Source organism: Anaerococcus sp. mt242 (genome assembly GCF_016798225.1).
Lineage (GTDB): Bacteria > Bacillota > Clostridia > Tissierellales > Peptoniphilaceae > Anaerococcus.
The window spans coordinates 1-14,298 of sequence record NZ_JAEUYX010000008.1 but is presented as its reverse complement, the minus strand read 5'-3'; the positions used below and the strand labels follow the sequence as shown (position 1 = coordinate 14,298).

Genomic DNA, 14,298 nt, shown 5'->3' with positions numbered 1-14,298 from the left:
TAGCCTTTCTAGTATAAAAAAAGATGCAGCTATAAGCAACTACTGCTCAATACTGGCATCTTTTTTATCTCTTAAATTTATAATTTCATTGTAAAATGAATCGACATCTTTAAATTCTCGATAAACTGAGGCAAATCTTACATATGCCACAGGATCTAAATCCTTTAGCTCATCCATGACAAGCTCACCGATATAGGTCGATGTAACTTCTTTTTTGTCTGTATGGTTAATTTTAATTTCCACATTTTTAGCCACTTGCTCAATTTGATCCAGAGACACGGGTCTTTTTTGACAGCTTTTTACAATGCCATTTATGATTTTTGATCGATCATAAGCCTCTCGAGTTTCATCCTTTTTTATAACCATGATTGTTATGTCTTCATAGCGTTCATAGGTCGAAAATCTCTTGCTACAATCTTCACAAATTCTTCTGCGTCTTATAGCTGTATCATCTTCAGTGGTTCTTGAGTCAAGCACTTTTGTGTTATTTGAATGACAATACGGGCATTTCATATTATTTTAAGAAATCTGGTAAATCTATATCGTCAAATGGATTTGAGCTTTTTCTTTTTTCTTCAGCTGGGCGAGCAGATCTTGATTGTGATTCATATTCTGATCTAGAGTTTCTAGTTGGAGCATTCATCTCTGCTGTTCTTGATGAACTAGGTCTGCCTTGATTATCAAAACCTGTTGCAATAACTGTAATTTTGATTTCTTCACCCATAGACTCATCAGATCCAACACCGAAGATAATATTTGCATCAGAATCGATATTATCACGGATAAGCTCTGCAGCTTCATTTGCTTCCATAAGACCAACTTCTGCAGCAGTAACATTAAGTAAAACTGCTTTTGCCCCCTCAATAGATGTTTCAAGAAGTGGTGAATTAACTGCGGCCTTAGCAGCATCAACAGCTCTATTTTCTCCACTAGCACGACCAATACCCATATGAGCTATACCTTGATCAGACATAATTGATTCAACGTCTGCAAAGTCAAGATTGATTACATTTGGTATAGCAATTAGTTCAGAAATACCACTTACAGCATCCATAAGTACATTATCAGCTAGTTTGAAGGCATCTACCATTGATGTTCTTTTTTCAACTATTTGAAGCAATCTATCGTTAGGGATTGTAATAAGTGTATCCACATTTTCTTTAAGTCTTTCGATACCAGCTTCTGCTTGTGATTGTCTTTTTCTACCTTCAAAAGTAAATGGTTTTGTTACTACACCAACTGTTAAGATATCCATATCTTTTGCAACACCTGCAACAACTGGAGCTGCACCTGTACCAGTACCACCACCCATTCCAGCAGTGATAAATACCATATCAGCACCTTTTAAAGCTTCTGTGATATCATTTTTTGATTCTTCTGCTGCTTTTTCTCCAACAGATGGATTTGCACCAGCACCAAGTCCTCTTGTTAATTTTTCACCAATTTGTAATCTTAAGTCCGCATTTGATTCTTGTAGTGTTTGTAAGTCTGTGTTTACAGCTACAAACTCAACTCCTGATAATCCGTTATCTCTCATTCGACTGATAGCGTTGTTTCCACCACCACCAACTCCGATAACTTTTATCTTTGCTAAAGAGTTGTCATCCATTTCCATGTTAATATTTGCCATATCTTCCCCCGTGTTCTAGTTTGATGTTTTTTTAATAATTTAGATTTTCACTATATGATTCAGGACTGACTTTGACAGTGGGATTTTCACCATTGCCCAAATCTATACTTACAAGAGTAATAGATTTTTCCCTAGCATCACTTAGAATATTATCTAAAATTTTAAGCTTATAGTCTATGTCGTTCAAATCACCGAATTTCACATCTATATCATTTATCATTATACCAATTTCAGCTTTATTTTCCAAATTTAATTGTTTTACTTCGTTAAAATACGAAAATTTCTGAATTGCTCTAATAAAATTTAAACTTGCTTCAGATCCAGTAAAATTTTCTCCAATATTTTTTCTAAGATTTGCTCCTTTTATTTCTTTTAATAAAGATTCGTCAAAATCTTTGAGACTTTCCCCAAGTAATGTACCCTTGTTAGAGATATAATATTTTTTCCCCTCACTATTTTGAAAAAATAATGGATAATCTTCTTCAACATTAATATTTAATAGATTTGGAAAAACTTTTTTTATACTAGCATTTTCTATATAGGTCATCTTGCTGATATTTGGCTCGTGTTCTTTTGCATTATATAATAAAATATTTTCACCAATTGGATTTCCTATCTGTCCAATTATTTCTGTATCAGGTGTTATGTTGTTTCCAGTAATATAAATTTCAGAAATTTTCATATAGCTATGCACATAAATACTATATACGATAGATGCTAAGGCAAGCATAATTAGAAAAAATACAAACCATTTACTAAATAATTTACTTTCTTTTTTCTTACTATGTTTTTTTGCAATATATTTTTTATTTACTGTTCTTCCATCTTTTTTAAAGTATCTGTCGTCGTTTGAATTTTGCATATTATTTCTCAATTAATTTTAAAACTAGCTTTAGTATAGCATCACTTGCTCCGTCTTGAGCTAGCTTGCCACTATTTTCTCCCATTTCTTTTAGTTTTTCTTTATCACTTATGATGCTCATAATATTATTACACAAAACTTTACCATTTAAATCTTTTTCTAAAATCATAAGCGAAGCACCATTTTTTACGTATGTTTCGGCATTGAATTGCTGGTGATTTTCAGTTGTATATGCCTTTGGAATGAGTATAGAAGGTTTTTTTACACTTGATATTTCCGCAAGACTCATTGCCCCGCTAGATGCAATCACCAAGTCACTTACTGCATAAAACAAATCAATATTGTCTATATAAGGAAATACTTTTAGATATTTATTGTCTGGCAAGTCCTTTATAAAATTATCATAGTTTCTTTTACCAGTTTGGTGAAGTAAATAAAAATCTCCATGCAAATGTCCGGCCATTTCCTTGACAGCTTTATTCATTGAAGCTGATCCATTTGATCCTCCAAATGAAAATACCACTGGCAGTGACTTATCTATACCTAGTTTTTCCAAATCATCTTTACTAAATTCATTAGAAAAGTTATTTCTAACTGGGTTTCCTGTCACTACTATTCTTTCTTTGTGTTTAAAGTGTTTAATTGCTTCAGCATAAGAAATGCATAAATAATCTACTTTTTTAGATAAGTATTTTGATGTAATGCCTGGATAAGAATTTGACTCATGAATTATGGTTGGCACTTTTAGTTTAGCAGCCTGGTAAATAATAGGTCCACAAACATATCCTCCAGTACCAATTGCAAGATTTGGTTTAAATTCTTTTATAATTTTTCTTGCAGATTTAAAACCTTTTAGGTTTGCAGAGATTGATTTGAAAAACCTTTTATTAATTTTTCTTGGCATGCCCATCCCTTCGATTGGAGCAAATTTGTAGCCGTATTTTTCTGCAATGGCTTCTTCAGGTCCGCCCTTTATCCCAACATATAAAATATTTACATTTTCGATATTTTCTTGGATTTTTTGAGCGATAGCAATGGCAGGATATATATGTCCGCCCGTTCCTCCACCTGAAATAATTACATTCATTTTATCATTCCTTTATATTTTTCAATTTTTTCTTTGAAATCTTTTCCACGTACTTCATATGATGGGTACATGTCCCAGCTAGCGCTAGCTGGTGATAGCAAGATTGTATCATTTAATTCTGCATGCTCTAGTGCTTTTTTAACTGCATCATCCATATCCTCAGCCAAAATATAGTTTACATCCAATTTTTCGCAAAGATTTTGAATTTGCGTTTTGGTTTCACCCATAATTATCATAAGCTTGCCATTATTCTTAAATTCTTTTACATAATCACTATAATCGATTTTTTTATCATAGCCACCAGCTATAATTATTATCGGATTATCAAAACTTTTTATAGCTTTTACTGCACTATCAACATTTGTCGCTTTTGAATCATTATAAATTTTTATACCTTTTACTTCATCGACATATTCTAGTCTATGTTCAATAGATACAAAAGTTTTACTAGCTTCAGTAATTTTTTTAAAGTCTAAGCCAAAGAAATAACACTCTAGCATTGCTGCCATTAGATTTTCATAATTATGGCTTCCAATAATTTTCAAATCATTTGTGTCAAGAACTTGATAGCTTTCTTTTTCATCTATATAAAAAATTTTGTTTTCCTTTAAAAATAACCCTTTTTTTACTAAGCCACCAGAAGAAAATTCATAAATTTGACCTTTAAATCTATTTTTATTTTTTTGAAGAATCTCATCATTTTTATTAATGATAATATAGTCTTTGTCACTTTGATTTTTTGCAATATTTAATTTGGAATTGATGTAATCATCAAAATCCTTGTGCCAATCCAAATGATCTTCCGTAATATTTAGAATTGATGCAATGTGTGGATGAAAATCATATGTATTTTTAAGTTGAAAAGATGAAAGCTCTTCAACAAAGACCGCATCATTGTTATACATTTGCCACAATATGCCTTCACCTATATTACCAACAGAGATAGCTTTTATACCCGATTCATTTAATATGTGAGTAATCATAGATGTAGTAGAGGTTTTACCATTTGTACCTGTCACTGCTAGAATTTTTTTATCAGGGAAAAGTCTATATGATAGTTCAATATCACTTATAATTTCATATTTTTTCGCTAAATTTTGTAAGACTTCATCACTAGGTTTTATTCCTGGAGATTTTACTACACATTCATATTCAATATCAAAGATATCAAAAAGAGAAATAGGGCTATAATCATAGCCCTTTAATTCGTCAACTTTTTCTTTATTTTTATCAAAAGTATAAACATCATATCCCATTTTTGAAAGAGTTTTTACTGTAGATATGCCGCTTACACCTAGTCCATAAACTAAAATTTTTCTCATAATACTGCCACCAATGTTACTAAACACAATAAAACTGAAACAATGCTAAATGCTGATACAATTTGAGGTTCTTTATAACCCTTTAATTCAAAATGATGGTGAATTGGAGTCATTAAGAATACTCTTTTTTTGTTGCGATGTCTATAAGATAATACTTGGATAATAACTGATAAAGTTTCCAAAACATAAACTCCACCAAAAATCACTAGATAAATTGACATTTTTTCTATAATTGCAAGAGCAACTATGGCTCCACCAATTGCCATTGATCCAGTATCTCCCATAAATACAGAGGCTGGATAGGAATTAAAGTATAAAAATCCTAGTAAACATCCAAATAGAATTACTGAAAACATCCTAGTTGTATCAGTAGTTGCTAGTAAGAATAAGCAAATAAATACTGGAAGCGATACACTTGTCGCAAGTCCATCTAGCCCATCGGTAAGATTTACTGCATTAGTAGTTCCAACTATTATAAAAACCAATATAGGAAAACCTAAAATACTTACTGGCAAGCTATAATTTGAAAATGGTATTGTTAAAGTTGTAACACTTTCTTTATCATTTATAAAAGCTAATATTGTTATAAGTATTGCAAGCCCAAATTGTAAAACTATCTTTTCTTTAGGTTTAAGCCCCTCTGATTGTTTTAGTACCAATTTTCTAAAATCATCAATAAATCCGATAGCACCATAACCTACTGTTGCTAGAAGGAGGATTGCTGTGTTCATATTAAAGGGAACAAAAATTAGAGTCATTAAAAATGAAGCTATTAAAAAGATAATGCCCCCCATTGTAGGGGTTCCAGCTTTTTGATAATGACTTTTTGGTCCTTCTTTTCTGATATTTTGACCAATCTTCATATTTTTTAAGATTGGCAAAATTGCATATCCTAAGACTATTGTTGAAATTATACTTGCAATAATTATTTTAAATATTCGATCCATATTAGTTATCTATTCTTTCTGCTCCGTTTTTCTCGTACCCCATTCCTAGTTCCTCTAAAGCATACCTTTGAATGCGGTTTAAGTCCACTGTATTTTCTAGTTTTGCTTTTAATCTATCTCTTTTTAATTCTTTGCTAATTGCATCGCTTGATAGTTCCTTGTATTCGTTACGTTTTGCAATCAGCTCATTTCTAGTTGTGAAAGTGAAAAACCCGAGTGTAAGAATTACTGCAAGAGTTAGAAAACTAATTACTAACTTGAATCTCCTGTCCTTTTTTCTTTGGACTTTGATATTCTTCTTTCTTCTTTTAGGATCTTCCTTAACCTTAAGCCTTATTCTATTGTGATTTTTATTTTGGGCAATCTTTTGCCTTTCAATTCTCTCAGCCATATTAAATCCTTTGGCAAACTCTAAGTTTAGCACTTTTTGACCTAGAGTTATCTTTTAGTTCTTTTTTTCCTGCTATGATTGGTTTTTTATTAATTATTTTTATTTTTGCCTTATGATTACATACGCAAACAGGTAATCCAGGTGGGCAAATGCAATCTTTTTCCAGTTCTTTAAATGTATTTTTAACGATACGATCTTCAAGTGAGTGAAATGTAATCACACATAGTCTACCATCTACATTTAGATGGTCGATAATCTTATCGAGTGTATTTTCTAAAACTTCTAATTCTCTATTAACTTCAATCCTTAGTGCTTGGAAAACTCTTTTTTCAGGATGAGCCTCATTTGACCTAATAGATTTATTTATCAAATCTCTTAGCTTAAAAGTAGTATCAATTCGCTGTTCATCTCTAGTTTCTACTATTTTTCTAGCTATGGTTCTTGAAAATCTTTCTTCCCCATAGTTGGAAAATATTTTTTGAAGCTCATCCAAAGAGTATTCGTTTACGATTTTTTCTGCTGTTAACTCATTGCTTGTGTCCATTCTCATATCCAAAGGTCCATCATGCATATATGAAAATCCACGTTCTGCATTATCTATCTGATACGAGCTGACACCTATATCCATCAAAGCACCATCAATTTTACTAATTCCTAAATCATCTAAGACCTTATCTATATTTTCAAAATTACTCTTTACATAAGACACATTTGAAAAGTCTGATAGATTCTCTTTTGCGGCATTTAACGCATCTTTATCCTGATCTAGGGCAATTAATCTACCATTTTCTGATAGATTTTCCAAAATTCTTTTACTGTGTCCGCCTTTTCCTAGGGTAAGATCTACATAAATTCCATCCGGTTTTATATTCAAATTTTCTATTACTTCATCAGCTAGTACTGATATATGTTTAAATTCCATATTATTCATCCATTATGTCGGATAAATTCACCTCGACTTCATTTATATATTCTTGCCATTGGTTCATATCCCATATTTCAATTGTTAAATTGTTGCCAATAATCATAGCTTCACTTTCAATATGGGCATAGTCTCTCAAATTTTTGTTTAGCAAAACCCTGCCTTGTTTATCAAGGCTTGTTTTGATAGTGGATGAGAAAAATAATCTCTTGATGGCCCTATTTTTTTTATTTTCATTAACAAGCTCATCAAGTCTCTTACTTTGTCTTTCAAACTCTTCTTTTGTATAAATTACTAAAGAGTTTTCAGGTCCCTTTGTGATAAAAAATTCTTCTGATAATCCATCACGAAATTCACTCGGCATCATTATTCTATTTTTAGAATCTAATTTATGAGTGAACTCGCCTAAAAACAATTTTTTACCACCTTTCACCACTTTAATCCACTTTATAATCATTTTATACCATAAACGATAAAAAATCAAACAAAAAAATCGGTTATTTCTAACCGATTTTGTCTATAATTTTGCTTAAATTTTACATTTACTTATTGAAATTTAATAATCTTTGGCTCTTTCTCTTTTTTGATGTTCTTAGGTCTAAAATATGGTGGGAGATTTTTCTTATTTGCATAGATAAATAAAGCTATGCCCATTACTATGAATAGTATTGAAATCAGTTGAGCAGTTCTGAGTGGTCCCCAATATAGAGAATCAGTTCTTAATCCTTCAACAAAAAATCTTAATATCCCATAACTTATCAAGTAAGATGCTGTGATTTTTCCCTTGTCAGGATTTTTTTTAATAGCATTTATTAAAAATAAGAAAATAATTAGATCCCCTAAAGATTCGTAGAGAAAAGTGGGATGCACTTTTACTCCATCAATTATTATTCCCCAAGGAAGATCTGTCGGACCGCCATGGGCCTCTTGATTTATAAAGTTTCCCCAACGACCTATACCTTGAGCGAGTGCAAGTGATGGTGTCAAAATATCTGTCATATCTAAAAATGGCACCAGGTGTTTTTTACAGTAAAAATACAATGCCAAAGACCCAAATATTATCCCACCATGGATTGCTAGTCCTCCTCCACGGATATTTAAAATTTGCATAGGATTTTGTGAATAGAAATCCCATTTAAATAATACAAACCACAACCTAGCTCCTATTATACCGATAGGAACTATTACGAATAATACATCATATATAAAATCTTCATCAAAACCACGTCTGATTAATTCTTTTTTTGCAAATTGAGTTCCTAAAAGTAATCCTGCAATTATAATTATTGCATACCAACGTATCTCTATTCCAAATATAGAAAAAGCTACCGGATCAAAGTTAAATTCCATTATTCTTCCTCACTAGGTTGATCCCAATTTGTGTATACTTCTTGAACATCATCATTATCTTCAAGGGTATCAATCAATTTCTCAAGTTTTGCGTGATGCTCACTATCAACTTCTATGTCATTTTGAGCAATGTATGATATATCAGAGCGTTCAATTTTGTAGCCAGCATTTTTTAGATTTTCTACTGCATCGTTATATGCTTCTATGCTGGTTAAAGCTTCAAAATATTCGTCTTCCTCTGATACATCATCAGCTCCTGCTTCAAGTGCATCCATCATAAATTGATCAAAATCTTTACCTTCATTGTTAACTAAAATTTCACCTTTATGATCAAACATGAACATAACTGATCCGTCTGTTCCGAGGTTTCCACCATTTTTATCAAAGGCATGACGAACGTCTGGAGCAGTTCTTTGGACATTATCTGTTAGGCAATCTACAATTACTGCAACCCCACCTGGACCATATCCCTCATATATAACTCTTGAGAAATTATCTCCTGCTCCATCTCCAGATGCTTTTTTAATTGCTCTGTCGATATTATCATTTGGCATATTATCTGATTTTGCCTTGTCTATCGCTTGCTTTAATGCTGGATTATAATCTGGATTGTCTCCACCTTGTCTTGCAGCTACTGTAATGTTTCTAGCGTGCTTGGTGAAAATTTTACCTCTTTTAGCATCTTCATTTCCTTTTTTATTTTTAATCTTACTCCACTTATTATGTCCTGACATAAATCCTCCTATTTGCTAAAAAGCATAACTGCTTTATCATTTGTTATTTTAATCTTACTACTGGTCAAATTAATTAAATCAGATTTTGTTTTTTCAAAATCTTCTTCTCTTATATATAATGATATTTTTACCTTATCAGTATATTCCTTATCTATGATTTGGAATTTTTTTTCATTTATATAATTTTCTATAATACCCAGTAGTTCATAAGAATGAATTAATTCTACTACAAAAAACGGTCTTTTGTAAATAATATTATTTTCTAAAGTTTCACTAACGCCCCTGCCGTAGGCACGAACTAAGCCACCTTTTCCAAGTAACTTTCCTCCAAAATATCTAGTTACCACTGCACATACATTTGTAAGTTCTTCCTTTTCTAAAACTGAAAGCATAGGTAGACCAGCCGATCCTTGCGGTTCGCCGTTATCATTATATCGTTTAATGACTGGTCTTTCATTAATTATAAAAGCTGTACAATTATGGGTGGCATCTTTATATTTTTCTGAGATTTTAGCTATGAAATCATTTGCTTCATCTTCGCTTTCTACATGGGAGATTGTTGTTATGAATCGTGATTTTTCTTCTTCAAATTCACTTTGAATGGTGCCTTTAATTGTTTTATAGGCTTCGGATATATTTCCCATATTTTTTCATATCCTCTTTTGAAATTTCAAAATTTATAATTGTTCCTTTTTCATCATATTCTGTATTTAAAATATCGTAATTAGTCATCATATAATCAAGTATATCACCATTTTCAAATGGAATATGCATACTTACATTTTGATAATTTTCTTTTATTAAACTAACTATTTTTTCTTTTAGGCGTTCTAAATCTTCATCATTCCTAGCAGAAATATAGATCCTTTCGTTATCGCGTTTAAATAATTTAATGGCTAACTCATTTTCTACCTTATCCATTTTATTAAATACATATAAGACTTGTTTTTTAGCCATATCAATATCAGATATTGCCGTTTCTATTGCTTGAATTTGATGTTCTATGTTATGGCTTGAATCAATGACTATTAATAGCATATCTGCAAATCTTATTTCATCCAATGTTGTTAAGAATGAATCATTAAGTTCATCTGATAAATTATCTATAAAACCAACCGTATCTGTTAAAGTAACTTTTGTATTAGAAAAATCTAGTCTTCTAGTTGATGTATCAAGTGTTGCAAATAACAAGTCATCTGAATAAACAAACTTTTCCTGACCATATAGATGCATCATTCCATTTAAAATAGTAGATTTTCCTGCATTTGTATAACCTAATAGAGAAATATTTGTAATATTTTTCCTAGATTGCCTATTAATTTTCTTTGTTTTTTCAATATCTTTTAATTGACGCTCAAGTGATTTTATATCACGGACAACTGCACGCCTATCAGTCTCAAGCATGGTTTCTCCAGGTCCTCTTGTTCCTATACCCCCTGCCTGACGGGATAGATAAGAAAACCATTTGTTAAGGCGCGGTAATTGATATTTTAGCTGGGCCAATTTGATTTTTAATCGACTTTCTTTTGTATTTGCTCTTAGGGCAAAAATATCTAATATTAAAGTTGTCCAATCTACAACATGGACTTTTAGTTCTTCTTCTAGATTATAAAGCTGACTTGCTGAAAGCTCTACATCAAGGATAACTGTTTTAACATTAAGTTTTTCTGCCAAATCTTTAATTTCAGCTACTTTCCCCTTACCAATGTAATAGCGTGGATTTACCTTTTCTACTACTTGGCTTACATAGGCTACACTATTTGCCCCTGCTGTATTGATTAATGATTCTAATTCATAAATTTTGTTTTCTTCATCATCGTCTCTTTTTAAGACATTTACTTGTATAACTTCTTGCATAAACTTCCCTTCTTTAAGTTGATTATACGTTTAATGTTAAAATTTATAAAGAATAGGCTTTATGGAACAAATGGTAAAAAAATGTTAAAATGTATAAATAACTGTTTAATTTTAAGATATAAAATTTTAGGAGGCAGAATGGTTAAAAAGATTAGCTCTATAGTGCTTAAGCTTATTTTAATCTTCTTTCTAATATTAATGTCAATAGGAGTTGTCTTTGCCGGCATGAGTGGTGGTGCAATACTTGAAGTAATGAAAACCGCTCCAGAAATTGATGCTGATATTATAAAGTATGAAATGAGCCAAAACTCTACTATAGTGGATGAAGATGGAAATGAAGTAGATTCGATAGCTACAAATGAATATAGGGAGATTGTTGATTATGACCAAATTCCAGAATATCTAAAACATGCTTTTGTTGCTGTTGAGGATGAAAGATTTTATAATCACCCTGGACTTGACCCACAATCTATTCTTGGATCTGCAGTAGAAAACTTTAAGGCAGGCGGCATAGTCCGCGGTGGTTCAACTATTACCCAGCAGCTTGCTCGTAATACCTACCTTAATAACGATCAAACTTACGAAAGAAAAATTAGAGAAATTTATCTAGCTCTAGAAATCGAGCAAAATCTAAGTAAAGATGAAATACTTGGAGCCTACTTAAATCGTGTATTTATGGGGCAAAACTCTTATGGAGTCCAGGCAGCTGCTAGAACTTATTTTGATAAAGATGTTTCAGATTTAAATCTTGCTCAATGTGCAGCCCTTGCAGGGATAGTCCAATCCCCATCAGAAAATTCATTGTACAAAGCAATTAAAACTAGTGAAGTAACTGATCAAAGAGTTTTGGGAGAATTTAGCATCGAGGGCGAGCGTTACTCAGCAGTATTTAACCAAGCTCCTTTTGACAGGGAAATGTATGTTCTAGATAAGATGTTAGAACATGGTTACATTTCAAAAAAAGAATATGACGAAGCAAAAGCATTTGATGTTGCTGGATCTATTGTACCAGCTGAGAGAAGAAATACTGAAATAGCTAGTTATTTTAACTCCCTCCTTCAAAAACAAGTTGTAAATAAGCTAATGGAAATCTATAACATGAGTGAAAATCAAGCTTGGGATAGACTTTATTATGGTGGTCTTAAGATAACCACTACAATAGACCCTGATATGCAAAAACAACTTGAAGATATATATGCAGATTTTTCTTCATATCTTATGGGTGACACTTCAGGATGGAACTCCGCTCCCCTACTTGATTTAAGGTATGATGATTATGGAAATATTGTAAATAGTGAGGGTAATTTATTATACTATAGCAAATCAAATCTATTAAATGAAAATAATGATATTAGATTACGTAATGATGAGGCTTGGTTTGATGAAAGTGGAAATATTGTATTATCTACTAACAAAGCATATTTAGATCAAACTAAACTAATATTTAGAAATTATTATTCTTTAGATGAAGAAAATAAAAACTTACGTACACATAAATCTGGATTTATATCATTCTCTTCTAATGAGGAAATTAAACTAGATGATGAAAACAACATAGTAATATCAAAAGACTATTTAGAAAAAAATCCTGATTTATTTACCTACTATGATGATGAAACTTTTTCAATAAATAAAGATTTTTACGATATAGATCTAAATGGAGTCATCCAACCACAATCATCCTCAGTTGTAATTGACCAAGAAACAGGACATATAAAAGCAATCATGGGTGGTCGTGATCAATCCGGGGTAAGATTGCTTGATCGAGCATCAGCAATACCACGTCAGCCTGGTTCATCCATAAAACCGATTGCTACTTATACTCCAGCTTTGGATAATGGATTTAACCTAGCCACTGGTGTCGATGACGTACCACTAATAATGAATAAAGATGATGAAGCTTGGCCAAAAAATGTTTATGATTACTATGAAGGTCTTGTTCCAATTAGAAGAGCAATTGAAAGATCTATAAATACAATTGCTGTACGTACTCTAAATGAAGTAGGAATACCAACAAGTTTAGAGTATCTAAAGAACTTTGGAATAATTAAAGAAGACGGTAATGATAACTTTGTAAGTGCAGATGAGAATAATCAAACAAACGATGAAAATCTAGCTGCTCTAGGTGTAGGAGCTATGACACATGGTCTTACAAATCTAGAAATGACTGCAGCCTATGCAGCACTTGCAAACAAAGGTGAATATAAAGAGCCCCTTACATTTTCAAAAATAGAGGATTCTAGCGGAAAAGTTATTTTTGATCAAGATAATGTTGTTACACACCAAGTAACTAGTGAGGAAACAGCTTATCAAATTACCTCCGCCCTCCAATCAACAGGAGAATACTATGGAAATATCTATCTAAACGGTACAGATTTTGCTACAAAAACGGGAACTACTGATGACTATGTAGACTTCTGGTGTGTAGGATATACTCCTTATTATACAGTAGGTATTTGGATGGGTGCTGATGATCAAAGCATAAGAATGAATGGTAACTCTATTGAAAGAGCTGCCAGAATGTGGAATACTGTTAACAATCAAATTCTTGATGGTTATGATATAAGAGAATTTGAACGACCAAGTAGCATTGTAGAAATGGAAGTCGATACAATGAGTGGTAAACTTCCAACAGAATTATCTTATATGGATACTCGAGGCACAGTTAAAACAGAAATATTTGGACCAAAAAATACACCAACTGAAGAAGACGATGTCCATACATTAGTTACAATAGATACTAGAAATAACTTATTGGCTTCAAATGTAACGCCTAGCTGGGCTAGAGCTCAAGTTTCATATTTAAATCCAAAAAGTAATTATGATCCTAAAGAGTTTAACAACATATATCCTAGGGACTGGGAATATAGAGCCCCAACAGAATATTCAAATCTAATATATGTACCACCTCTACCAAGTGAAATAGACACTAAAGATGAGGATGATAAAGAAGAAAACGAAGAAAAAGAAGATGATCCTGATGATCCTAAACAAAAGGAAAATGATGATACTAACTTAAATACAAATACGGAAGTAAATCCAAATCGTGAAAACAGAAGGAATCAAGGTCAGGAACAACCAGTCATACCAAATGAAGTAAACATTCCTGGTCATAATAGATAATAAAAAACAAGCTGAAAATTTGAGCTGAACCCCAAAATCCGGAATATGGATTGAGGGGTTTTTTTCATGCCAA

At 32.0% G+C, this 14,298-nt stretch carries 14 protein-coding genes; 1 reads left to right on the top strand and 13 read right to left on the bottom strand.

Translation table 11 applies throughout. The features are described from left to right. Positions 1-39: 39 nt before the first annotated feature. The 13 genes from nrdR to hflX form a co-directional block, all read right to left on the bottom strand. Positions 40-513, bottom strand: a complete 474-nt coding sequence (gene nrdR, locus JNO63_RS04890) for a transcriptional regulator NrdR (protein ID WP_203127381.1) — start codon at positions 511-513, stop codon at positions 40-42. A 1-nt stretch (position 514) separates the two neighbouring features. After that, positions 515-1,630 carry a cell division protein FtsZ gene (gene ftsZ / locus JNO63_RS04885; RefSeq protein WP_203127380.1) on the bottom strand — a complete coding sequence of 372 codons (1,116 nt, stop codon included), beginning with the start codon at positions 1,628-1,630 and terminating at the stop codon, positions 515-517. A 31-nt stretch (positions 1,631-1,661) separates the two neighbouring features. Continuing rightward, the gene (locus JNO63_RS04880) at positions 1,662-2,492 is read right to left on the bottom strand and encodes a cell division protein FtsQ/DivIB (protein WP_203127379.1); all 831 of its coding nucleotides are present in this window, start codon (positions 2,490-2,492) and stop codon (positions 1,662-1,664) included. Position 2,493: 1 nt separating this feature from the next. Further along, the gene (murG, locus tag JNO63_RS04875; protein ID WP_203127378.1) at positions 2,494-3,579 is read right to left on the bottom strand and encodes an undecaprenyldiphospho-muramoylpentapeptide beta-N-acetylglucosaminyltransferase; all 1,086 of its coding nucleotides are present in this window, start codon (positions 3,577-3,579) and stop codon (positions 2,494-2,496) included. Next, positions 3,576-4,901, bottom strand: coding sequence for a UDP-N-acetylmuramoyl-L-alanine--D-glutamate ligase (murD, locus tag JNO63_RS04870; RefSeq protein WP_203127377.1), 1,326 nt, complete (start codon positions 4,899-4,901; stop codon positions 3,576-3,578). The genes murG and murD overlap by 4 nt, the downstream gene beginning before the upstream one ends. Next, complete coding sequence (gene mraY, locus JNO63_RS04865; RefSeq protein ID WP_203127376.1) at positions 4,898-5,848, bottom strand: phospho-N-acetylmuramoyl-pentapeptide-transferase; 951 nt, start codon at positions 5,846-5,848, stop codon at positions 4,898-4,900. Before mraY ends, murD begins: the two co-directional genes overlap by 4 nt. 1 nt (position 5,849) lies before the next feature. Beyond that, positions 5,850-6,239 (bottom strand): hypothetical protein, encoded by a 390-nt coding sequence (locus tag JNO63_RS04860; RefSeq protein WP_203127375.1) that lies wholly within the window; start codon positions 6,237-6,239, stop codon positions 5,850-5,852. A 1-nt stretch (position 6,240) separates the two neighbouring features. Next, positions 6,241-7,161, bottom strand: a complete 921-nt coding sequence (gene rsmH, locus JNO63_RS04855) for a 16S rRNA (cytosine(1402)-N(4))-methyltransferase RsmH (RefSeq protein ID WP_203127374.1) — start codon at positions 7,159-7,161, stop codon at positions 6,241-6,243. Position 7,162: 1 nt separating this feature from the next. After that, positions 7,163-7,576, bottom strand: a complete 414-nt coding sequence (mraZ, locus tag JNO63_RS04850) for a division/cell wall cluster transcriptional repressor MraZ (protein WP_203127373.1) — start codon at positions 7,574-7,576, stop codon at positions 7,163-7,165. Positions 7,577-7,707: 131 nt separating this feature from the next. Further along, complete coding sequence (gene lgt / locus JNO63_RS04845) at positions 7,708-8,511, bottom strand: prolipoprotein diacylglyceryl transferase (protein ID WP_203127372.1); 804 nt, start codon at positions 8,509-8,511, stop codon at positions 7,708-7,710. Continuing rightward, positions 8,511-9,245 carry a YebC/PmpR family DNA-binding transcriptional regulator gene (locus tag JNO63_RS04840; protein ID WP_203127371.1) on the bottom strand — a complete coding sequence of 245 codons (735 nt, stop codon included), beginning with the start codon at positions 9,243-9,245 and terminating at the stop codon, positions 8,511-8,513. Before JNO63_RS04840 ends, lgt begins: the two co-directional genes overlap by 1 nt. 8 nt (positions 9,246-9,253) lie before the next feature. Continuing rightward, positions 9,254-9,889 carry a YigZ family protein gene (locus JNO63_RS04835; RefSeq protein ID WP_203127370.1) on the bottom strand — a complete coding sequence of 212 codons (636 nt, stop codon included), beginning with the start codon at positions 9,887-9,889 and terminating at the stop codon, positions 9,254-9,256. Next, positions 9,864-11,102 (bottom strand): GTPase HflX, encoded by a 1,239-nt coding sequence (hflX, locus tag JNO63_RS04830; protein ID WP_203127369.1) that lies wholly within the window; start codon positions 11,100-11,102, stop codon positions 9,864-9,866. The genes JNO63_RS04835 and hflX overlap by 26 nt, the downstream gene beginning before the upstream one ends. A 138-nt stretch (positions 11,103-11,240) precedes the next feature. Here hflX and JNO63_RS04825 point away from each other — a divergent pair, with 138 nt between their 5' ends. Next, positions 11,241-14,225 (top strand): transglycosylase domain-containing protein, encoded by a 2,985-nt coding sequence (locus JNO63_RS04825; RefSeq protein ID WP_203127368.1) that lies wholly within the window; start codon positions 11,241-11,243, stop codon positions 14,223-14,225. The last annotated feature ends 73 nt before the right edge of the window (positions 14,226-14,298 follow it).

Excerpts from the sequence above, each read along its gene's own strand:
- nrdR (WP_203127381.1), bottom strand. The coding sequence starts at position 513 with ATGAAATGCCCGTATTGTCATTCAAATAACACAAAAGTGCTTGACTCA.
- ftsZ (WP_203127380.1), bottom strand. The coding sequence starts at position 1,630 with ATGGCAAATATTAACATGGAAATGGATGACAACTCTTTAGCAAAGATA.
- JNO63_RS04880 (WP_203127379.1), bottom strand. The coding sequence starts at position 2,492 with ATGCAAAATTCAAACGACGACAGATACTTTAAAAAAGATGGAAGAACA.
- murG (WP_203127378.1), bottom strand. The coding sequence starts at position 3,579 with ATGAATGTAATTATTTCAGGTGGAGGAACGGGCGGACATATATATCCT.
- murD (WP_203127377.1), bottom strand. The coding sequence starts at position 4,901 with ATGAGAAAAATTTTAGTTTATGGACTAGGTGTAAGCGGCATATCTACA.
- mraY (WP_203127376.1), bottom strand. The coding sequence starts at position 5,848 with ATGGATCGAATATTTAAAATAATTATTGCAAGTATAATTTCAACAATA.
- JNO63_RS04860 (WP_203127375.1), bottom strand. The coding sequence starts at position 6,239 with ATGGCTGAGAGAATTGAAAGGCAAAAGATTGCCCAAAATAAAAATCAC.
- rsmH (WP_203127374.1), bottom strand. The coding sequence starts at position 7,161 with ATGGAATTTAAACATATATCAGTACTAGCTGATGAAGTAATAGAAAAT.
- lgt (WP_203127372.1), bottom strand. The coding sequence starts at position 8,511 with ATGGAATTTAACTTTGATCCGGTAGCTTTTTCTATATTTGGAATAGAG.
- JNO63_RS04840 (WP_203127371.1), bottom strand. The coding sequence starts at position 9,245 with ATGTCAGGACATAATAAGTGGAGTAAGATTAAAAATAAAAAAGGAAAT.
- JNO63_RS04835 (WP_203127370.1), bottom strand. The coding sequence starts at position 9,889 with ATGGGAAATATATCCGAAGCCTATAAAACAATTAAAGGCACCATTCAA.
- hflX (WP_203127369.1), bottom strand. The coding sequence starts at position 11,102 with ATGCAAGAAGTTATACAAGTAAATGTCTTAAAAAGAGACGATGATGAA.
- JNO63_RS04825 (WP_203127368.1), top strand. The coding sequence starts at position 11,241 with ATGGTTAAAAAGATTAGCTCTATAGTGCTTAAGCTTATTTTAATCTTC.